Origin of the sequence: Blautia hydrogenotrophica DSM 10507 (assembly GCF_034356035.1) — a bacterium.
GTDB classification, from domain to species: domain Bacteria; phylum Bacillota; class Clostridia; order Lachnospirales; family Lachnospiraceae; genus Blautia_A; species Blautia_A hydrogenotrophica.
The window spans coordinates 2863256-2885661 of record NZ_CP136423.1; the positions used below are offsets into that span (position 1 = coordinate 2863256).

The 22406-nt window shown below is 46.3% G+C and carries 19 protein-coding genes; all 19 read right to left on the reverse strand.

What is annotated here, in order from left to right; all coding sequences use genetic code 11:
• Window positions 1-127: 127 nt before the first annotated feature.
• The 19 genes from BLHYD_RS13800 to BLHYD_RS13890 all read right to left on the reverse strand — a co-directional run bounded on the left by BLHYD_RS13800 (window position 128) and on the right by BLHYD_RS13890 (window position 22382).
• Window positions 128-1894: a peptidoglycan D,D-transpeptidase FtsI family protein gene (locus tag BLHYD_RS13800; RefSeq protein WP_005950075.1), complete on the reverse strand. Its 1767-nt coding sequence runs from the start codon at window positions 1892-1894 to the stop codon at window positions 128-130.
• Window positions 1895-1985: 91 nt separating this feature from the next.
• Complete coding sequence (locus tag BLHYD_RS13805; RefSeq protein ID WP_021845049.1) at window positions 1986-4205, reverse strand: peptidoglycan D,D-transpeptidase FtsI family protein; 2220 nt, start codon at window positions 4203-4205, stop codon at window positions 1986-1988.
• A gap of 8 nt (window positions 4206-4213) precedes the next feature.
• Window positions 4214-4723 carry an FtsB/FtsL family cell division protein gene (locus BLHYD_RS13810; protein WP_005950069.1) on the reverse strand — a complete coding sequence of 170 codons (510 nt, stop codon included), beginning with the start codon at window positions 4721-4723 and terminating at the stop codon, window positions 4214-4216.
• An 87-nt stretch (window positions 4724-4810) separates the two neighbouring features.
• A complete protein-coding gene (gene rsmH, locus BLHYD_RS13815; RefSeq protein ID WP_040350794.1) occupies window positions 4811-5755 on the reverse strand; it encodes a 16S rRNA (cytosine(1402)-N(4))-methyltransferase RsmH in 945 nt (314 codons plus the stop codon).
• Between the two features lie 55 nt (window positions 5756-5810).
• Window positions 5811-6242 carry a division/cell wall cluster transcriptional repressor MraZ gene (gene mraZ / locus BLHYD_RS13820; protein ID WP_021845047.1) on the reverse strand — a complete coding sequence of 144 codons (432 nt, stop codon included), beginning with the start codon at window positions 6240-6242 and terminating at the stop codon, window positions 5811-5813.
• Between the two features lie 409 nt (window positions 6243-6651).
• Window positions 6652-7662: a prolipoprotein diacylglyceryl transferase gene (gene lgt, locus BLHYD_RS13825; protein WP_005950060.1), complete on the reverse strand. Its 1011-nt coding sequence runs from the start codon at window positions 7660-7662 to the stop codon at window positions 6652-6654.
• Between the two features lie 10 nt (window positions 7663-7672).
• Entirely contained in the window at window positions 7673-8770 is a 1098-nt protein-coding gene (gene ychF / locus BLHYD_RS13830) for a redox-regulated ATPase YchF (RefSeq protein WP_005950058.1), read from the reverse strand.
• A gap of 129 nt (window positions 8771-8899) precedes the next feature.
• Window positions 8900-9553 carry a thiamine diphosphokinase gene (locus BLHYD_RS13835; RefSeq protein WP_021845045.1) on the reverse strand — a complete coding sequence of 218 codons (654 nt, stop codon included), beginning with the start codon at window positions 9551-9553 and terminating at the stop codon, window positions 8900-8902.
• Window positions 9554-9567: 14 nt separating this feature from the next.
• Window positions 9568-10269 (reverse strand): ribulose-phosphate 3-epimerase, encoded by a 702-nt coding sequence (rpe, locus tag BLHYD_RS13840; protein ID WP_005950056.1) that lies wholly within the window; start codon window positions 10267-10269, stop codon window positions 9568-9570.
• Window positions 10270-10273: 4 nt separating this feature from the next.
• On the reverse strand, window positions 10274-11152 hold the full coding sequence (gene rsgA, locus BLHYD_RS13845; RefSeq protein ID WP_005950055.1) for a ribosome small subunit-dependent GTPase A: 879 nt from the start codon (window positions 11150-11152) through the stop codon (window positions 10274-10276).
• 8 nt (window positions 11153-11160) lie between these two features.
• Entirely contained in the window at window positions 11161-13311 is a 2151-nt protein-coding gene (gene pknB / locus BLHYD_RS13850; RefSeq protein ID WP_005950054.1) for a Stk1 family PASTA domain-containing Ser/Thr kinase, read from the reverse strand.
• Window positions 13305-14048 carry a Stp1/IreP family PP2C-type Ser/Thr phosphatase gene (locus BLHYD_RS13855; protein ID WP_005950053.1) on the reverse strand — a complete coding sequence of 248 codons (744 nt, stop codon included), beginning with the start codon at window positions 14046-14048 and terminating at the stop codon, window positions 13305-13307. The genes pknB and BLHYD_RS13855 overlap by 7 nt, the downstream gene beginning before the upstream one ends.
• Window positions 14049-14073: 25 nt before the next feature.
• On the reverse strand, window positions 14074-15117 hold the full coding sequence (gene rlmN, locus BLHYD_RS13860; protein WP_005950052.1) for a dual-specificity RNA methyltransferase RlmN: 1044 nt from the start codon (window positions 15115-15117) through the stop codon (window positions 14074-14076).
• Complete coding sequence (rsmB, locus tag BLHYD_RS13865; RefSeq protein WP_040350732.1) at window positions 15118-16470, reverse strand: 16S rRNA (cytosine(967)-C(5))-methyltransferase RsmB; 1353 nt, start codon at window positions 16468-16470, stop codon at window positions 15118-15120.
• Entirely contained in the window at window positions 16463-17164 is a 702-nt protein-coding gene (locus BLHYD_RS13870; RefSeq protein WP_005950050.1) for a zinc metallopeptidase, read from the reverse strand. The genes rsmB and BLHYD_RS13870 overlap by 8 nt, the downstream gene beginning before the upstream one ends.
• A 4-nt stretch (window positions 17165-17168) precedes the next feature.
• Complete coding sequence (fmt, locus tag BLHYD_RS13875; protein ID WP_021845041.1) at window positions 17169-18113, reverse strand: methionyl-tRNA formyltransferase; 945 nt, start codon at window positions 18111-18113, stop codon at window positions 17169-17171.
• A gap of 1 nt (window position 18114) precedes the next feature.
• The gene (gene def, locus BLHYD_RS13880; RefSeq protein ID WP_021845040.1) at window positions 18115-18594 is read right to left on the reverse strand and encodes a peptide deformylase; all 480 of its coding nucleotides are present in this window, start codon (window positions 18592-18594) and stop codon (window positions 18115-18117) included.
• A gap of 102 nt (window positions 18595-18696) precedes the next feature.
• Entirely contained in the window at window positions 18697-20913 is a 2217-nt protein-coding gene (gene priA, locus BLHYD_RS13885) for a replication restart helicase PriA (protein WP_005950047.1), read from the reverse strand.
• Between the two features lie 11 nt (window positions 20914-20924).
• Window positions 20925-22382 (reverse strand): UDP-N-acetylmuramoyl-L-alanyl-D-glutamate--2,6-diaminopimelate ligase, encoded by a 1458-nt coding sequence (locus tag BLHYD_RS13890; protein WP_005950046.1) that lies wholly within the window; start codon window positions 22380-22382, stop codon window positions 20925-20927.
• Window positions 22383-22406 lie beyond the last annotated feature (24 nt).

Genomic DNA, 22406 nt, shown 5'->3' on the forward strand with positions numbered 1-22406 from the left:
AAGAGCTGATTTAGCCTGATATTTTGGCTATCCTTTAGTATAAAGCTTTTCCCGCCAATTATCAACTGTTAATCTCGCTGCCCCAAAAATCCTGTCAGCCTTACCGCATCAAGTATCTCCAGCTCTGTCATGTGTTTTCAGCCGAGCCGTCTTTGTCCTGCACTTTCCCCGTCTTTGGAATATCCAGGTACGGAAGGACATTTTCAAATATATCTCGAATCACTGGCGCTGCAATCGTTCCCCCATAGTAAACTCCCTGGGGATCGTGAATGATGCAAAGGCCCAAAATCTGAGGATTTTCTGCCGGTGCAAATCCTAAAAAAGAGGAAATATAGCGGTTCGCGCTTCTGGGAAGAGTCTGAGAAGTAGCAGTTTTGCCTCCTATGGTATATCCTTCGATATAGGCGTTTTTTCCGCTTCCCTCCGAGACCACATGTTCCAGGATATATCTCACCGTCTCAGAAGTTTCTTCAGAAACAATTTCATCTTTTGTCTCATACTCCAATTCCTTTATATAATCTCCATCAGAACTCTGAATCGCGCGAGCCAGATGCGGAGTCACCCTCTTTCCACCATTAATCAGAGAACTGACCGTGGTAGCTAGCTGAATCGGTGTAATCTGAAAAGACTGGCCAAAGGACACTGTGGCTAGCTCCACTTGCCCCATATTCTTTTTCTGATGCATAATCGTCCCTGCCTCTCCCGGCAAATCAATTCCTGTCAGACTCATCAATCCAAACTGCTGAAAATATTTGTAAAAATTGTCTACACCCAGCCGAAGCCCTACATCAATAAAAACTGGATTGCAGGAATTCTCCGCACCTTTCAAAAAATCTTCTGCCCCGTGCCCCCTTCTGTTGCTGCAGTGGATGCGTCTGTCTTCCACCACTCGGTAACCGGGACAATAGAATTGATCGTCTAAGGATACCACTTTTTCCTCCAATCCCGCTGACATTGTAATAATCTTAAACGTAGAGCCAGGTTCATAGGTATCATTCAGACAAGGATTCCTCCACATCTGATTGAGAAGATCTTGTTTTTCTTTTTCCGACATCCCAGATGTGTCTATCTCCTCATTCAGTGTAAACGGATCATTTAAATCAAACTCCGGCACATTTACCATTGCATAGATTTCCCCATTCTGAGGATTCATAAGCAGAATGGACACCCTGTCTGCCTGTTTTTCTTCCATTACCTTCAAAGCTGCCTGCTGTGCGTACATCTGAATGTTGCTGTCCAGGCTGATCATCAGATTATAACCAGGCACAGGATCAACTCTCTCCTCCCCTTCCTCGTCCAGTTCCACACCTCTAGCGTCCGTCATCGTCAGAATCTTGCCCGGCGTCCCTTCCAGATAAGAATCATATTTCACTTCCAGTCCCACAATTCCCTGGTTATCACCGCCTGTGAATCCGATCACTTTAGATGCCAGACTCCCATAAGGATAATACCGTTTGTAATCCTCATCTACCTTCACTCCGTCCAACTGATATTTTCGGATACGGTCTCCCACTTCTTTTTCCACATTCGTCTTAATCCTCTCAATGGATGAGACTTTCTCCACGCGTGTTCTGACATCCTCCTCATCCATCCCCAATTCCTCTGTCAATACTGCGATCACCTTCTCAGGATTTTTCACCTGGCTGTGTATGACAGAAATTGTACACACCGTCTTGTTGGAGGCCAGAACCTTTCCTGAAGCATCAATGATCTCACCTCTGGCTGCTTTGATATCCCGCTCTCTCTCGTGGAGATCTTCTGCTTTTTCATAGTAATAGTCTGACCGAAATCCCATCAGCCATACCAATCTTCCTATTAATCCTGCCATAACTGTCACACAGCATACAAACACGACAACTATTTTTTTCTTATGAAAGGTCTTATTTTTCTTCATAAAAAACCTCACAGAAGTTATCCCTATAATTTATGGATTCTTCTGTGAGGTTATCACCGACGCTATTGTTTTTTCACAAATTCTCTGCTGCTCATTCCAGACCGGCTTCCTCATTGGTAATCCCGTCGCTCTCCGAGTCATTTCCCACGATGGGGTCTGTGTCATCCTCTAGAGGCCCTGGTACATTCGGGTCTGAAACTCCATCCGCAGTGCTGTCATCGGACACGTCAGGCTGAGGCTCTCCCTCATTGTTCCCACTGTCGCCTGTACTCTCTTCTGTGTCCCCCTCTGTATGATCTTCCGCGGCAGGTCCTACGTAGTTTCCGTCCTCGTCATACTCGCCGTTCTCATCATAATCACCGTTCTCATTATAACGAATGTCCTCAATCGTGGTCCCATCCGTGTTGATACCTTTGACAAGGCCGTTGAAGCCTTCCCACAATTCCGTCTCAGGGACATAGCCGTCTGAAGTCTCATCTGGCACCACTTCCAGATACGGAAGCAGCTCTGAGAGTATCCCCTGCGCGATGTACTGGGGATAAGCACTGTTGTCCTGGCGGTCCGCATTCGGCTCGTCCACAACCACATAGATCACCACCGCTGGATCATCTACTGGCGCAAAGCCCACAAAGGATACTAGATATTTTCCATTATTTCTCGGAAATTTCTCGGCCGTTCCCGTCTTTCCTCCAGAACTGTATCCCTGTACTTTTGAATAGTGACTGGTACCGGATTCCACACTGGCTCTCATATAGCTTCGAATATCCGCGGAAATGCTGCTGGACACCGTCTGCTTTAAAAGTGTCGGCTCAATATTTTTAATCACCGTCCCCTGGCTATCCTCAATGCTGCTGACCAAATGTGGTTGATAATAATATCCACCGTTTATGACAGAACAGATCGCATTGATCTCCTGAATCATCGTGCAGGTAAAACCTTGTCCAAAGGCTGAGCAGGCCAGCTCCGTAGCTCCCATAGTATCTTCCGTGTGCACAATTCCGGTTCCCTCGTTGGGCAAATCAATTCCCGTCCGAGTTCCAAAATTAAATAGACTCTGGCTTTTGATAAACTGTTCTGCTCCCATCTTGTCAGCAATCTGCATCATCGCATCGTTACAGGAGTTGGCAATTACTTCTTCGAGAGTCTCTGTTCCATGGGCTCCTGGATACGCAGAACATTTAATCATCGTGTCTCCAATCATCTGTGAACCATCACAGACAAATGAATCCCCTTCCAGTATCGCTCCCTTTTCTAAGGCTGCCGCCATCACCATGGGTTTTACCGTGGAACCTGGCTCATAGGCATCTGTGACACAGTAGTTGCGCCACATATTGTTCAGAGCTTCCACCTCTTCCTCATCATTCATGGCCTTGACTTGTTCTTCTGTGTATATGCTGGACATATCTCTGGGTTCATTCAGATCATACCTGTCCCCTCCATCCATGGCCAGAATCGCTCCTGTATTTGGGTCTTCTACAATTACACCGATGTTCTTGGCCCCCATGCGTTCCTGAAACGCGTCCACATATTTTTCTACGATGCTCTGAGCTCCCACGTCCAAAGTTGTGACAATACTTTTTCCATTGGTTGGCTCTATAATTGTCTGCTCCACATCAGCGCTGTCATTAAAATATCCATATTGTCTTCCATCCGTCCCGTTTAAGGTACTATTATAGTAACCCTCCAATCCCCAGTCCGCAGTCTCAGCGTCAAAGGTAAATCCTATCGTGTCACAGGCCAGACTCTCAAATGGATAACTTCTCAGATAAGTCTCTTCAAACCATACCCCCTGAACGTTTTCCCTCTCCTTTTTCTCCTCATCGGACAATTTGGAGTTTTCGCCCACTGTGGTATACTCATCAAATGCTTTCTTCTCATCCACCGTAACTTCTTTGAGCAGAATCTGATACTGGCTGTTTTTCGTCTTATCATCTGTCAGCAGCTTCTGTATCTTCTCTTCATCGGCATCAAAAAATTTGAGCAAGGCTTTCACAGTGGGTTCTAAATAATCCTGGTCTGAATTAATGGCTTTACAGTCCAAAATCACATTGTAGACTTTGCTACTGGTAGCCAAGAGATTTCCATTTTTGTCAAAAATGTCTCCCCTCTTGCATGGAATTACCCGACTGGCGTACTGCTGCTGAGTCTGCATTAATACCTGTTTGCTGTACTTATCGCCTTCCGTCGCGTTGATCACGGATATTTTTAGGATTAAACCTACTAAAGCTAGTAAGACCATACCAAATAGTATTACTAGCTTTTTTCTCATCTGGGTATTTAATTTTCTATTTATTTTTCTTCTCTGTCTCAAATACTCACCTACTCTGCTTCCGGTACATCCTGATACTGTCTTACGTAACTGCTTCTCTGAGTCTTATAAGTAATCACCTGATCCTCAGAAGGATATTTCATCCCCAGCTCTCCGATGGCAATTTTTTTGATAGAGTTCAAGTCCACAGAAGTCATCACCTGACTGTAATAGGCGTCGTTTTCCTCCTTTAACTGAGTCAGTTCCGACTCCAAAGCCGCTACACTTTTCATTTGTGCTGTGATCTGCGACTTTGTGTGTAGATAGTTTACGCAACTAAAAAGAATCGCAATTAGAACAACAGTTAGAAAAACTACAAAGCCCCTCGTCATGCTCATTGCCTTTGCCCTATTTTTTCTGGTCGCTTTGCTCACTGCCCTTCTCCTCTGCTGAGGCAACTGGCGCCTGCTTCTGGGGGACTCTTGAATCTTTCTGACAGTATTGCCGTCCACATAGACACGTGTCCTGGCAGCTCTGCTGCTTACTCCTCTTCTGTTGGCATATCTTGCTGTCTGAGCCATTTCAATACTTCCTTATCTATTCTAGCTGACATCTGCAATTGCTTCATTTTTGCAGACATATGAAACCTTTCCTTTATGTCTTGCAATCTACTCCCGGCGAGTTCTCTCAAAAATTCTCAGTTTGGCACTCTTGGCGCGGGGATTTTCTTCCATCTCATCCTCGCTGGGCAAAATCGGTTTCCGCGTAATCACCTTTCCCTTGGATTTCTTTCCACATACGCAGACAGGAAAATTGCTGGGACAGGTACACGGGTTTTCATTTTTTCTGAAAATCGTTTTGACAATCCTGTCTTCCAGCGAATGAAAGGTTATAATACAGATTCTACCACGATCTGACAAAATATCAACCATTTCGTCAAGAGAATCTCTCAAAACATCCAATTCGTGGTTCAGTTCAATACGAATTGCCTGAAAAGTTCGTTTTGCAGGATGACCTCCGGCTGCCTGCATCTTCATGGGAATCGCCCTGCGAATAACCTCCGTGAGTTCCCCCGTAGTCTCAATGGGCTTACGCGCCCGCTCCATCACGATATGCTTCGCGATGTTTTTTGCGAATTTATCTTCTCCGTAATCACGAATGATACGGTACAGTTCTCTTTCTTCATATCCATTGACAATGTCCCCAGCCGTCTGGCTTGCTCTTTGGTCCATTCTCATATCCAGCGGTGCGTCCACGCGGTAGGTGAATCCCCTCTCAGGATTGTCCAACTGATATGAGGATACTCCCAAATCCAACAAGATGCCATCCACCTGCTGAATTCCCCTCTCTCTCAACTCTTTCACCGCGTAACAATAATTGCTGCGAATGATGGTGATTCGATCTCCGAAATCTCTGAGACGTTCATTCGCAGCAATTATCGCATCCTGGTCTTGATCTATGCCAATAAATCTCCCCTTGGCAGAAAGTTTTTTACACACCTCTACGGCGTGCCCTGCACCTCCTAAAGTGCCATCCACATAGATTCCATCAGGCTTCACCCTCAAGCCATCAATGGTCTCTTCCAGTAATACAGATTTGTGTTTAAATTCCATATTATTCTCCTGTTGGAATCGCCTCTGTGAGATCTCCGCAAAGCCCTTCAACAGCTTAAATGACAATCCCCATCTCCTGCATCCCTTCTGCAATCGAATCCATATCGTCATAATTGGAGTTCTCAGCCCATTTCTCTTTGCTCCAGACCTCAATGCGGTTCAGATTCCCGGTCAAAACCACATCTTTTTCCAGACCAGCAAACTCTCGCAGCGTCGCTGGTACGAGAATTCTCCCCTGCTTGTCCAGTTCACATGTATTCGCGCTGGAGACAAAAAAACGGGCGAAGGTTCTTGCGTTTTTATTTGTAAGTGGTAAGGCTTTTAATTTTTCTTCAAAGATGATCCACTCGTCCATAGGATAAATAGATAAACAACCGTCTAATCCCTTCGTAATCACGAACTCTTCTCCCAAAAGAGCTCGGAATTTTGAGGGAATAATCAATCGTCCCTTCGTATCTATTGTATGACTATACTCTCCCATGAACATAGATTCTCACCTGCCTCATGAAGATATGCGTTGCTCCCCTTGCATATCTTCCATGGGCGGCAATGGACTTTACTGCCACTTACTCTCCATCTGCCACCACTATTCACCACTTTCTACCACTTATGGTATTATTCTATACTATTAACCTTAAAAAAACAAGAGGCAAATCCTGGTTTTTTCTAAACTTTTCATGAACAGCATCCTTCCATATATCCCCGTAAAAGCCGTTCTCATTGGGGCATTATCCCATATTTTGGCCCATTTTAAAGATAGAAATCCACCTGCGACAGCCGTTTGCCGGAATTATTACAAAAAACACCTGCCAGGTGGGGGATATTCCCATCGGCAGGTGTTTTTTTACTGATTTACCATCAACAATTGATATTCTGCAATTAAGTCGTCCAGTTCCTCACTCAGTTTCTGATTCCGAGGAATGTCCTCTCGACTCATCAGTCGGCTGTCCAACTGTTCTCTCAACATCTCGATTCTCAATCTCAGTGCTTCCATCTGTTTCTTCTGTAAATTCTGCATTTTCTACCTCTCTTCTACGCCTTTGTACTTTAGCTCTCTTTAGAACCGTTATTTCTTTCGCAACAATCGTAATACCACAAAAAATAGTCAAAATTACTGACAAAATACAAGACACTCCAAGATTAGTTCCCGAAATCAGAAGCTGATCTGTCCTTATCCCTTCAATCCAAAATCTTCCCATACCATAGCCAGTCAAGTAGATAAGAAAAATCTCTCCTTGAAATTTTTTCCTGCGCCGAATTCCTAAAATCACAATTAACAAAATTAGATTCCAGAGAATTTCATATAAAAATGCAGGGTGTACCTGAACATAGGAGACTCCTCCAAATGTCTGGATATGGTCCATCATCTCCTCTGTCACCTGAGAAGAATTCACAGCCGACAAAGGCAAAGCCATTGCGAGAAGTCCATCGGTATACCCACCAAAGGATTCCCGATTAAAAAAGTCTCCCCACCTTCCTATTATCTGTCCGATCAACAGTCCCATACAGACAGTATCTGCCAGCTGTATAAAATTCAATTTTTTTATCCTGCAATAAAGCCAGGATACCAGCGCCCCTCCTAAGATTCCTCCATAGATGGCAAATCCTCCCGTTCTGGGATTTAGCATTTCTACCCAATTTTCACTGTAGAGTTCCCAGGAAAATGCCGCATAGTACAGTCTCGCCCCTATTATTCCTCCTAATAAAGAGCAGATAACTACTTTCAAGTACAAATCCTGGTCCTGATTACTGCGCTTTGCTTCCAGAATCACGAACCAGATTCCAATTAACATCCCAATGCAAATCAAAATCCCATAATAGGTAAGTTCAAACCCGGAGAGCTGAACGGATTTTCCCACATTCCCCAGATTCACTCCCAGGTTTGGAAATCGAATCGACATTTCCATGAATATCCCTCTATACGTTAAAGCGGAACAGAATCACATCTCCATCTTTGACTACGTATTCCTTCCCCTCCATACGTACTAAACCTTTCTCTCTGGCTCCTGCATAAGAACCACAATCCAAAAGATCCTGATAGTTGACCACTTCGGCTTTGATAAAGCCTCTCTCAAAATCCGTATGAATTTTTCCGGCAGCCTGCGGCGCTTTTGTCCCCACTTTGATCGTCCAGGCCCGAGTCTCATCCTCACCAGACGTTAAAAAGCTAATCAGACCCAAAAGGCGATAACTGGCCTTAATCAACTTTTCCAGTCCAGACTCTTCCAGCCCCAGATCTTCCAGAAACATCTTTTTCTCATCGTCATCCAACTCCGCGATCTCCTGTTCAATCTGTGCGCAGATTACGAAGACCTCACTGTTCTGCTCCTGGGCATAGTTACGCACTTCCTGTACATAAGCACACGAATGACCGTCGTCCGCAAGATCATCCTCACATACATTGGCCGCATAAATCACAGGTTTATAAGTCAGAAGATTATAACTACCAATATAGGCCAACTCATCTTCTGTCTCCAGTTTCATGGTAATGGCCATCTTTCCTTCCTCGAGATGAGCTTTTACCTTTTTTAGAAATTCCAATTCTTTGGCAGCTTCTTTATCATTTCTAGCCACCTTGGTTGTTTTTGCCATTCTCCGTTCCAGAATTTCCAGATCTGAGAAGATTAACTCCAAATTTATGGTTTCAATATCTCTTAACGGAGCTACAGAACCATCCACATGGATCACATTGGTATCTTCAAAACAACGAACTACATGGACAATGGCATCCACTTCTCGAATATTGGCCAAAAACTGATTTCCCAGGCCTTCTCCTTTCGAAGCGCCTTTTACCAGTCCCGCTATATCTACAAATTCAATTACAGCAGGCGTAACCTTTTTAGACTGATAAAAATCTCCCAACAGTCTCAGCCTTTCGTCCGGCACTGCCACAACCCCCACATTGGGGTCTATGGTACAGAACGGATAATTGGCTGATTCCGCACCCGCTTTGGTCAACGAATTGAATAGTGTGCTTTTACCCACATTCGGCAATCCTACTATACCAAGCTTCATAATATCTTTCCTCTCATCCTTTGAATTTTTTTCTGTCTATTTTATTTTATCACACATAATTTCAGCATTCAACCCTTAGTGTTTCGACATTTTTCTGCATAATTCGATATTTTATAAGCAATTTCAGGTTCAATCTCTAGACATCACCATCAATAAAGGCCCTTTTTCGAACTCTATTGACGCTCTTTTATCAACAATTTCATTACTCACTGTTAATCCACTGTCGAATACTGTCAAATGATATTTATTCAGGGAATACTTAAATCCTCTTAGAGTCAGTCCCTCCACCTCGCCCCACACAGGGAAAAAAGAGACATATTTTCCAAACTGCTTTTCTCTCTCTAAAATCGTCTCTCTGTGTGTGAGCAGACAGATGTAATTGTTCTGATCTGCGATGGAGACTGACACGCCGTTCTTCTCACCGTAAGATAACAGTCCTAAATTCGCCAGCACATGATCTAATCGACTCCCAGTCGCCCCCAGAATTTCTATGGTCTCACACCCAAGCTCTATTGCCAAATTCATAGCAGACTGTGTATCTGAATCATCTTTCTCCGGGACCAGACGTTTCCATTTTATTTTTTTCTGTCTCTCAAATTCTTCCAAAACCGCCTTTGAGACACTGTCAAAATCTCCCACAGCCCAATCCGGCAAAATTCCATTCCGGCTGCAAAATTCTAAGCCTCGGTCCGCCGCAATCAACAAAACATCTGTCTTCCTGTTCAAAAAATCAAGGGCAAAATCAGTACTGATATTGCCCCCGCTGATTATCACACACTCCATCTTACACTCCATTCTCAGATTTCACAAGAATCAGCATATCTTTTTATAGTAGAAGTGGCCTCCTTCACATTTTGAAGAATATCTCCGTTGAACACATAAGAACCCGCAACTACCAGATTCGCGCCTGCCCTTAGAACCGTGGGCAGAGTCTCCCGATTGATACCCCCGTCTACCTGAATGTCCACGGAAAGCTCTTCCTCCTCGATTAGCTCTCTCAGCTCCTGAATCTTCTCTGTAGTCTCTTCCATATATTTCTGTCCGCCAAACCCAGGATTCACAGTCATAATCAAAACCATATCCACGTCCTCGAGAAAATGGCTGATGTCGTGTACCGGTGTCGCCGGCTTGATGGAAACCCCTACTCTCACGCCACTGTCCCGAATCATCTGAATAGTTCTCTCTAAGTCTTCACATGCCTCAGTATGTACTGTAATAGAGTCCGCGCCGCACTCCACAAAGTCCTGTATATATCTGCCGGGCTCTGTCACCATCAGATGCACGTCGAAAAACATGCTGGACTCCTTACGTATTGATTTAATGACTGGCATTCCAAAAGAAATGCTGGGTACAAAGTCTCCATCCATCACATCAATGTGCAGCCACTTTACGCCAGCTCTCTCCAGCATCTGAATCTGTTCGCCCAGACGGTTAAAATCTGCCGATAATATAGACGGACACAGTTGATATTCTCTCGATTTACTATCATCAAATCCCATATACTCAATATCTCCTCTTAGCGCTTAACTCTTGATACAGTGTCAAATAATTCTCATATCTCTGTCTGCTAATCTTTCCCTCTTCCAAAGCGGCCTTCACTCCGCACTGCGGTTCCTGTACATGGGCACAGCCCTGAAATTTGCAGGAATCCTCATACTCACGAAACTCTGTAAAATAATTTCTCAGCTCTTCTCTTTCTATATTCTCCAAATACAGAGAGCTGAATCCAGGCGTGTCTACCAGGTAAGTACCTGGTTCCACCGGAATGATCTCCGAATGCCTGGTGGTATGCTTCCCTCTTTTCAGCTTCTGACTGATCTCTCCAATCTCCATCTGCACTTCACTCTGAACTAGATTCGTCAGCGAAGACTTCCCGACTCCTGACGGTCCTGCCACTACGGTAGTCTTTCCGCGTAGGAGCTGTCGAATTTCTTCCCGCCCATCCTGCAAAAGTGCACTGGTCCAAACCACATCATATCCACAATCTGAGTAAATCTGACACACACTCTGACATTCGTTCTCTGAGACCAGATCTTTCTTGTTAAAACATATTTTCACCGGTATCTCCTGCCGTTCCATCATCACCAAAAAGCGGTCCAGCAGTAAAAAATTAGGCTGAGGCTGCGCAGCGGCAAAAATTACCAGTGCCTGGTCTACATTTGCCACTGCTGGCCGGATCAGCTCATTTTTTCTCGGCATAATCCGGATTACATTCCCCACCTTTTCCTTCTGACCGAGGAGCTCGATTTCCACATCATCCCCGACCAAAGGCTTCACCTTATTTTTTCGAAAGATTCCTTTTGCCTTGCATTCATACACGCCGGCCTCATCAACATAGACGTAGTAAAAACCCGCGATTCCCTTGATGATCTTTCCTTGCATGTACAAAACTACTCGACTTTCTTAAAAGTAACCGGATACTGCCCTTCCAGCTGATAGTCGTCTCCCACCAATTCATACAGATAGATGGTTCCGTCCGTCACACCCGGTTCTCCGATCACATCCAGCTGATACGGGAACTGTAAAGTCTGGTCTTCCACGATCACGCTGACCTTCGGTTCCCCGTTCACCGTCTGCATCAACTCCAAACGGATTACTCCATTTTGATATCCCTCCGGTGTAGCCAGCTTCTGTGTACACTTCCAAGTCCCTGACGTGTCTCCTGTACCCGTTGACGCTGCAGGTGTCGGCGAAGGCGTCGGAGCTGTGTCTCCGCTGCTGACTTTAATTGTAATAGGTTCATCCGGAGACACATAGCTGTAAGCCTCCAAACTCTGCTCGAACACTTCCCCCTGAGTCACGTTGGAGTTCTGCTCTGAGACCACGGTAACGCTGCTGAATTTCGCCAACGCCAATTTTGCCTCTGACTCCGTCATACCAACCACATCCGGTACTGAAATACTGTCTCCCCAGTTTTCTCCCCGGCTGACCAAAATCGTGATCTGGTCTCCCGAGTTTGCGCTGGTTCCCGCCTCTGGGTCTGTGGAAATAACGTAACCCGCTTCCACATAAGTGTCGTAGTTGTCCGTATAGTCTTTTGTCACATTCACAGTGAAGCCCATATCTGCAAGTATCTGTTCTGCGTCTTCCTGAGTCCTGTTCGTGACATCTGGTACGGTCAGAGACTCCTCACCCTTGCTCAGATTATAATAAATGGTCGTGTTCTTCTCCACTTGCTGTCCAGCCGCCGGGTCCTGAGAAGAGATCAACCCCTTCGCCTGATCAGAAACCTCCTCACCGGACTTCTTCCTGCCAAGCCCCAGTTTACTCAAAATCTCCTGCGCTTCCTCTTCAGTCTTACCCACTAAATCAGGAACTTCTACCAAATCCTCCGCTGCATCTTCGTCACGCTTATCTTGTTCCACCTGAGTCTTTCCAGCATCATCCCCTGATGAACCAAAACTGAAAATACCTGCTGCCCGACCTATCACCAAAATTAAAAGACATAGAATAACAGCACCCAATACCCAAGCGCCAATACTCATGGCTTTCTCCAAGCCACTGTGGATTCCATGACCTTCATCGTCATCGTATCCATCGTCAAAGCTCTCGTCGTATGGATCATCCTCAAACTCGTCACGCGTGCGGATTGACTGCACGGTCTCCGCCTCAGAAGGACCTGATACTACATTGTTGTCTTTGATTTTCTTGAGTTCGGAATCAGAAATGATGACTGTCTGCGCCCCGTTTGTTAAGGATGCCAGCTTCACAAAATCACCCTGTGGATCAATCAGGGAATGTTTTAGATCTGCGATAACCTCACTCATATTCCGGTATCTGCGGTCCACACTTTTCTGGGTACATTTCTCAATGATTCGCTCCAGACTAAACGGCAGTTCCGGTGTGTAGGTGGAAGGGGGAATCATCTCCTCCTGAAGATGTTTGATGGCAATCGCGACGGTCGTATCCCCATCAAAAGGAACTACACCTGTAACCATCTCATACAGCGTAATTCCCAGAGAATAGATGTCGCTCTTCTCGTCGCTATAACCGCCCCTCACCTGCTCAGGGGAACTATAGTGAACAGACCCCATCACATTAGAGCTGATTGTATTGGAAGATGCGGCGCGGGCAATCCCAAAATCCGTCACCTTCACCTTGCCATCCGTAGAAATGATAATATTCTGAGGCTTTACGTCCCGATGGACAATCCCATGGCTGTGCGCTGCCTCTAGGCCCATAGATACCTGAATGGCAATGCTTGTGGCCTCCTTGATGCTCAGCTTGCCTTTCTTGGAAATATAATCCTTCAGAGTGATTCCCTCGATCAACTCCATGACAATATAATAGACACCCTCATCATTGCCCACATCAAAGACATTCACAATATTGGGATGTGTCAAACCTGCAGCCGACTGTGCTTCTGTCTGAAATTTCTTGATAAATTTTGTATCTTCCCGAAACTCTGGTTTTAAGACTTTAATTGCAACATAGCGATTTAGCTTGTGGTCCTTGCCTTTATAGACATCGGCCATACCGCCAGTCCCAATTTTGCCTACAATCTCATAACGTTCTCCGATTATCATTCCAGTTTTTAACATACTTTCACCTCGCTTGTAAATGGTTCTATCAAAACAACAGCAATATTGTCCTTGCCACCATTTTCATTGGCTAGATCGATCAGTTTCTCACCTTTTTTCTGAAGACTCTCAGAACTGCTCAGCACCTCTTCCATTTCTTGGTCTGTCAACATGTTGCTCAGGCCGTCAGAACACATCAATATCTGGCTTCCCGGCTCTAGCTTCAGATCAAAAAAATCAATGTTCACGCCTTTTTTTGCCCCAAGAGCCCGCGTGATAATATTTTTATCTGGATGATTTCGCGCTTCTTCTTCACGAAGCTCTCCAAGTCTCACCATCTCCTGTACCAGCGAATGGTCCTTCGTCACCTGATGCAGTTGTGAATCCATCACATAGAGACGACTGTCTCCCACATTCGCCACATAAGCGTAGCTGCCTACAATCGTGGCGGCTACCATGGTCGTCCCCATTCCAGCCATCGAGGAAGACTTCTCTGCTTGTCTTAAAAGTTCGTCGTTGGCAGTCTCAATCGCATGACGGATAACCTTAATTGGGTTGTAATCCACATCTCCTTCCACCGATTCCACTACGACTCTCACCGCAAAAGAGGAGGCAAAATCTCCTGCATTATGCCCTCCCATTCCATCGGCTACCACAAACAGATTGGGGAGATTTCCCACCGGTTTATCCGATACATAGACGTAATCCTGATTGATCTTGCGTTTCCGACCAACGTCTGTAACCGAATATAAGTTCATTCTTACTTCTCACTTTCTGTCTGTCTTATTCTTTCCCCTTTTGTTCATCTATAAACCTTTTTCTCAATTGTCCACAGGCACCGTCTATATCGCTGCCCATTTCTCTTCTAATAGTAACATTAATTCCACATTTTTCAAGTTTTATTTTGAAATTCTCCACAGCCTGACGGGTGGACTGCCGAAAGCTTCGCTCCTTTACGGGATTCACGGGAATCAAATTGACATGGCAATTGATATCCTGAATCTGCCCCGCCAACTGACAGGCATCCTCCTCAAAATCATTGACGCCTCTCACCAGACTGTACTCAAAGGTAATCCTCCGCCCAGTCTTCTGAAAATAATAACGGCAGGCATCCAGCACTTCGTCCATCGTATATTTATAGGCGATGGGCATCAGCTCTTTTCTCTTTTCATCATTGGGAGCGTGCAAAGACAAAGCCAGCGTAATCTGCAGCTTCTCATCTGCCAGTTGTCTGATCTTCGGAACCAGACCACAGGTGGAAACCGTCAGATTCCTCTGGCTGATATGCAACCCATCTTCGCCGGTCAAAAGTTCAATAAACCTCAAAAGATTTTCATAGTTGTCCAAAGGCTCTCCCGTCCCCATCACCACCACATTGGAGACACGTTCCTGAGACAGCCTCTGTATACGATAGATCTGATCTAACATCTCCGACGATCTCAAATTCCTAGTCAGGCCGCCAATCGTGGAGGCGCAGAATTTACACCCCATTCTGCACCCAACCTGAGAGGAAATACAGACAGAGTTGCCGTGGTGATATCTCATGAGAACACTCTCAATCACATTCCCGTCTTCTAACCGGAACAAATACTTGCAAGTGCCATCTTGTTTTGATACCTGTACATCCACTGCTTCTAAAACAGTCAGCGGATACTCCTTTTCCAGCTTCTCTCTCAGATGCTTAGAAAGGTTCGTCATCTCATCGTAGGACACCGCGAGTTTTCTGTGAATCCACTCATAGAGCTGCTTCGCCCGAAAAGGCTTTTCCCCAAGCCCTGTCAACGCCTGACGCAGCTCCTCTAACGTCATAGATTTTATGTCTGTCATTTATCTCTTCCTTTTAAATTTCGCTATAAAGAACCCATCTGTTTTATGTACCCCGGGCAAAAGCTGCAGATATCCTAGCTTCGTAGTCTCACAGCAAAGCTCCTGAGGCAGACAAGAATCCAGCTCCACAGCCTCAAAGGGATAGTTTTCCAGAAACCACGATACGTTTTCCTGGTTCTCCTCTTTTGCTATCGTACAGGTACTGTATACAAGAGTTCCTCCTCTTTTTACGTACCTGGCTGCCCGGTCTAAAATTTTGCGCTGGAGTATCACAATTTCCTCCTGCTTAGATGGCGTGACTTTGTATTTGATATCTGGTTTCTTTCCGATGACCCCGTAGCCGGAGCACGGAACATCCGCCAAGACGATGTCTGCCGAGTCTTCCGAGTCGATATCCAAAACCGTGGCATCCATACAACGTGTCTGGACATTGATCGTCCCAGCTCTTACGATATTCTCCTGAATCAACCCCACTTTGTACTCTGTCAGATCTCTGGCTTCCACCATCCCAAACCCAGCCATCTTATCCGCAACATGCAGACTCTTTCCGCCAGGTGCCGCACACAAATCTAATATCTGGTCTCCCTTTTTAGGAGCCGCAACCTCTGCCACCAACATGGAGCTCACATCCTGCACCTGTATCTTGCCCTCCAAAAAAGCCTGGATAGTCAAGATATGATTGTATCCCGAGAGGTAAAACGCATAGTCCAGATACGGCGCCGGACTCACTTGAATCCCCTGTTCCCGGATGCTTTCCAGCGTCTCCTCCTGGTTTGTCAGGTATTGCCGGCACCGAACTGTCGTCGGCCGCTCCGTGAGAAAATCAGCCAGCATCTTCTCCGTAATTTCCTCGCCGTACTCCCTCAGCCATTTTTGAACCAAAAACGGCGGCATCGAGTATTTGACAGACAGATGGTTCTCTAAATCTGAGCGTTCCGGATAAGGAACCTCTTCCATCTCTCTGGCGATGGTGCGCAGCACACCGTTTACAAATGGCTTTAGATTATAGAAGCCTTTCTTTTGAGCCAGCTTTACAGCCTCATTGCAGACTGCCGAATCCGGCACGCTGTCCATGTATTTAAGCTGATAGACGCTGCTTCTTAATATTTCCCGAATCACGGGCTTCATCTTATCTGTCTTCACTTTAGAAAAATGATTTAAGATATAGTCTATGGTAATCTGATACTCTAAGGTTCCCTCGCACACTCTCGTGATGAAAGCCCGCTCCTGTTTTGGAAGAAACTGGTGCTTTGTCAAGACCTCGCGAATCACACGATGACTCGGCTCTCCCTCCTCATTCACAGCCAAAAGAATCCCCAGTATCAGTTCTCTTGTATTCATTCCACTAATCACGATTTCTTCCTCCTGCCAAAATCAGCAGTCTCAGCAGCTGCAAAACAGAGCCCGCCAGCGCTGCTACATAAGTAAGAGCCGCTGCCGACAATACTTTTTTGGAGCCCCTCACTTCATTGTCCCCTAAGATTCCCGTCTCAGACAACAGTCTCAGCGCCCTGCTGGACGCGTTATACTCCACAGGAAGGGTCACGAGCTGAAACAATACAGCGGCGCTAAATAAGACAATTCCCGCAGTCAACAGCGGACGCATGGAAAAAATCAACCCCACAAAAAACAAAGGCCAAGCCAACGTAGAGCCTAAGTTCGCCACCGGCACCAAGGAACTTCTCAAATTTAAAGGGCCATAGTTCTCCGCGTGCTGCACGGCATGGCCACACTCATGGGCTGCCACTCCCACCGCTGCCAGAGAAGACTGATTGTAACTGGCCTCAGACAAACAGACTCTTCTTGTCCTGGGGTCATAGTGATCTGTGAGATTTCCTGCAATGGGAACCACCTGGACATCATACAGCCCTCTGGAATTTAAAATTCTCTGTGCCGCCTGAGCCCCTGTCATCCCCGATGCGCTCCGCACTCTCGAGTAAGTCGCAAAAGTACTCTTCAGCCTAGAAGATGCCACCAGTGATAAAATCACTCCTATGATAAGCAAAAGAACCGTCGGATCAAATCCATAATAAATGCCGCTATACATGTCATCACTCCTTATTCATGGTCAATCTTGTGCCTTTCTCTATCTTACATCCCCTCAAAAAGTCTGCCGCAGCCATTCTTCTCTTTCCTTCTAGCTGAACTTCGTCCAAACACAGGACTCCCTCACCGGCAGCAACGTAAATTCCTCTTTTATCAGTGTGAAAAATTTCTCCTGGCCTCGCCGTCGTCTCCTCCTGAACCACACGAGCCGCCCAGATTTTTAGCGTCTTTCCTTCTAGGAAAGTATAGGCGCTCGGCCACGGAGACAGTCCGCGAATCAGACGCTCGATCTTCACCGCCGGCATCGTCCAGTCGATATTTCCCATCTTTTTGTCGATCATGCTCGCATAGGCAGTAGGACTCTGTTCCGGCTGTCTCTCATAGACTGCCTGGCCGTTTTTCACCTGCTCCAAAGTCTCGACAAGCAGCTTTGCTCCTACCTGACTCAGCTTGTCAAACAGGCTTCCCCCTGTCTCTTTTGGGTCTAGCGATACGACTGAGCGAGAAATCATATCCCCGGTGTCCAGGCCTTCATCCATTCTCATAATCGTGACGCCTGACTCCTTCTCACCGTCAATGACAGCCCATTGTATTGGCGCCGCGCCGCGGTATTTCGGCAAAAGAGAAGCATGTACATTCAGACAGCCATAAGGAGCCATTTCCAGGATTTCCTTGGGAATAATCTGCCCAAATGCCACCACCACAATCGCCTCTGGCTTTAATTGTCTCAAAGTTTCGATAAATTCAGGATCTCTGACCTTTTTGGGCTGACAGACTGCCAGTCCATGCCTCAGTGCTTCTTCCTTCACCGGAGTACAGCACAGATTTTTTCCTCTGCCCCTCGGCTTGTCTGGCTGAGTAACCACGGCCAAAACCTCATGGTCTGCCTCCACCAGAGCATTCAAAGTCCCCACCGCGAAATCCGGCGTGCCCATAAATATTACTCTCATCTTAGTCTTCCTCATAGTCATCGTATTCCACACGATGAAGATCTCCGTTTACATGTGCTGTGTACATAATTCCATCGAGATGATCGCACTCATGACAGATCGCTCTCGCCAACAGTTCTGTGCCCTCCACCTCAAATTCTTCCATATTTTCATTGAAGGCAATCGCTTTTACATAATTAGGCCTGGTCACTTCCCCTGCCATTCCAGGAATGCTCAGGCATCCCTCATCCCCAGTCTGCTCTCCTGAAGTCTCCACGATCTTTGGATTAATCATAACGAGAGGTCCCTCTCCCACGTCGATCACGACGATTCTCTTCAGCACTCCCACCTGGGGAGCTGCCAGTCCGACTCCCATAGCCTCGTACATCGTATCCAGCATGTCGTCAATCAACTGTCTCGTTCTGTCATTCATCTCTTCCACCGGGCGGCATTTTTTCGTCAATACCGGGTCGCCCTCCACTCTGATTTGTCTCAACGCCATTTTTTCGTCTCCTTTTCCTAGTGTACCCAGGCTGTTCCCAGGCACACTTCCATTTTTTTACACTTCTTTTAAAATTTTCTCACATTCACAGCCGTTTTTTTCCTACTGGATGTCAAACTGAATCGTCATAGAATGAAAGCCTGAATTAATTTCCATATATTGTTCCAGCTTGTCTCTCACATAGATGAGGACATCTTCCCTGGCATGTTTCAGATAGATTACCTTTTTATACTGATCCTTGACTCTCCCCACTGACTGCGGCGCCGGACCAATGACTCTCAAATCTTTTTTAGTGTAGACTCTCTGGATAAATCTTTTTAGATATTCCATGGCCTGATTCAGCCGTTCTTCTTCCTGACAGGACCCCAGTACCGCCATCATATGTTCAGCCGGAGGATATCCCAGCAAAGTGCGGTATCCCATCTCCTCCTCGTAAAACCTCCGATAGTCCTGTCTGGCCGCTGCTTGAATACTGTAATGCTCTGGCTGATAAGTCTGAATCAGCGCCTCTCCGGGCTTTTCACCTCTTCCGGCCCGGCCAACTGCCTGCGTCAAGAGCTGAAAAGTTCTCTCCGCACAGCGATAATCGTCCCCGTGAAGCGATAAATCCGCAGCTAGAACTCCCACCAGTGTCACGTTGGGAAAATCGTGTCCTTTTACAATCATCTGGGTACCAATGAGAATATCTGCTTCCCGCCTGGAAAATGCCTCCAGAATTTCCCCGTGGCCCTCCTTCCCTTTCGTGGTGTCATAGTCCATCCTCAAAACCCTGCTGTTCGGATACTGCTTCTGAACAATCTCTTGTATCTGCTGTGTTCCGGCCCGAAACGCCCCAATATACGGCGAACCGCAGGAGGGGCATTTCTTCACAGCCTCTGTCTCATAACCACAGTAATGACAGACCAACTTTCCTCCCTTGTGGGCACATAAAGAGACATCACAGTGGGGACACTGAATCACCTGTCCACAGGAACGACAGGAGAGAAATCCTGCATACCCTCGCCGGTTCAAAAAAAGTATGACCTGTTCCTTTTTCTCCAGCCGTACTTCCATTGCTTTTTGAAGCTCCCTGCTCAGTATTGAGCGGTTTCCTTCCCGCAGCTCTCTTCTCAAATCTATGATAGAAACCCCTGGCAATGGCCGCTCTCCATATCTGTTGTTCATCTCAAACAGCGCGTATTCCTCTCTCATACACCGTTCATAGACTTCCAAAGACGGAGTCGCAGACCCCATTACCACATGCGCCTGTTCCTTCCATGCTCGCCATATGGCAGCCTCCCGCGCATGATAACGGGGAGTAATTTCACTTTTATAGGTATTTTCGTGTTCTTCGTCAATTACAATCAGTCCCAGCTTTGGAAACGGTGTAAACAGGGCCGATCTCGGCCCCACCATGATCTGAATCTTTCCCTCCTTCGCCCTACAGAACTGATCGTAGCGCTCTCCTTGGGAGAGTCTGGAATGGAGAACGGACATCACCTCTCCAAACCTTCCGTAAAACCGCATAACCGTCTGATAGGTCAGTGCGATCTCCGGTATCAGTATGATTGCCTGCTTCCCCTGCTTCAGAGTCCGGTCAATCAACTCCATATACACTTCCGTCTTTCCGCTGCCGGTCACACCATGAATCAGACAAGGCCGGGATTTCCCTTCCCACTCTTGGATAATTCCATCCAAAACTTTTCGCTGTTCACCGGTGAGTTTCGCCGGCGGCAGCTTCTGTATCTTTTCACTGCGCACCGGGTCCCGGTAGACGTTCTCACACTCTACCCGAATCCACCCTGCCTCTTCCATAGACTTCACCACGCTGCTGACCGCTCCTAATTCTTTCGCTGCCCGCACTCCATCCAAACTTCCATGTTCCATCAAAGCACTTAAAAGCCTAGCTCTGGCACGATAGTTCTTGCGCTCCAACTCTTTTAACTGCAATTTTGCCTCTTCCGCTGAAAGCTGTAGCACCAAAGTACGTCTCTGACACTGCTGCACCTTCGCTTTCACGGGAAAAACTGTCTTCAGTGCTTGAATCATCGTGGAACCGTAATGCTCTCTCATCCATTTTGCCAAGACAATCAAACTGGATTCCGTGGTCTTCGCGTCACTCTTTATGGAACGGATACACTTTAGTTTCTCCACATCAAACTGAGGCGTATCCGTCAATTCTACGACATAGCCGTTGATTTCCCGATCGCCCTTTCCAAATGGAACGGTAACTACCATGCCAACTTCTAGCTCCTGCTCCCATTGGCTGGGAATTCGGTACTGAAACGCCCGATCTAATTTTTCACTGGTTATATCTACAACTATGCTGGCATATTTCATTCTCTGTCCTTCTAACGTCCAGCCAGAATATCCGCAATCAATACCCTCTCATCCATCGGATATTTCTTGCCCTCAATCTCCTGGTAATCTTCATGTCCTTTTCCGGCTAGGATAATAATATCTCCCGGCTCTCCATGATGTATCGCATAGGCAATTGCCTCCTTGCGGTCCGCAATCTCTATATATTTTCCATCTGTCTTAGAGATCCCTACCTTGATGTCGTCGATGATTGCCTGAGGTTTTTCATATCTTGGATTATCTGAAGTGATAATCGTCAAATCTGCCAACCTACCAGAAGTCTCACCCATCTCATAACGACGCAGTTTTGAACGGTTTCCACCGCATCCGAATAGGCAGACCAGTCGGTGTGGGTGGTATTCCCTTAATGTTGTCAACAAACTCTCTAGAGCCATCGCATTGTGAGCATAATCAATCATCAAGGTAAACTCATCCGATACCTTAATCATCTCAATTCTGCCTTTCACCTTCGCGACACGCAGCGCGTTCACAATGTCCTTCTCAGAAACCTTAAAGTGACGGCAAATCGCAATCGCGGTCAGGGAATTGTAGATACTGAATTTTCCGGGAATGTCGATTTCTACTTGAAAATTCATCATCCCCCGCACCTGGTAATCAATACCCAACCATCCTTTTCCTGACACCAGTTTCGCATCCTCGGCCCGAAGATCTGCCTTCTCTGAAAATCCAAAGGTCTCCAGAGCGCAGGTGTGTCCTTTGATAATCTGCTCAAAATGTTTGTCATCCCGGTTTACAATTCCCACCTTACACTGTCTTAAAAGCATGGACTTACATTCCAGATAGTGTTGAAAATCCCGGTGCTCATTGGGCCCGATATGATCTGGCTCAATGTTCGTAAAAATCCCAAAATCAAACTCAAAACCTGCGGTCCGGTGCAACATCAGCGCCTGTGAGGATACCTCCATCACCACACAATCACAGCCGGCATCTGCCATCTCCTTGAAATATTTCTGAATCACATAGGATTCCGGTGTCGTGTTCACTGCCGGTATCACCTTGTCTCCAACAATCGCCTCAATCGTGCCAATCAGTCCCACACGGTACCCTGCATTTTCCAAAATTGATTTCACCATGTAAGTAGTCGTAGTTTTTCCCTTTGTCCCTGTCACGCCGATTGTCTTCAGCCTTCTGGCAGGGTGTCCAAAATAGGCTGCTGAAATACACGCCATGGCGTATCTAGTATCCTTTACCAAAATTACCGTCACGTGTTCTGGAGCTTCCACTTTCTCCTCCACTACGAGAACCCCCGCCCCTTTTTTCACCACATCTGGGACAAAAGTGTGGCCGTCTACCACTGCGCCGCGGATACACAGAAACAGAGACCCTTTCTGAACTTTTCTGGAATCGTACACCACATCGGTGACCTCCGCATTTTCATCTCCCTGGCAGCAGGTATATTCTAAATCTTCAAGTAAAGCCGTCAATTTCATAGCGATACCTCCATTTTTTACAAT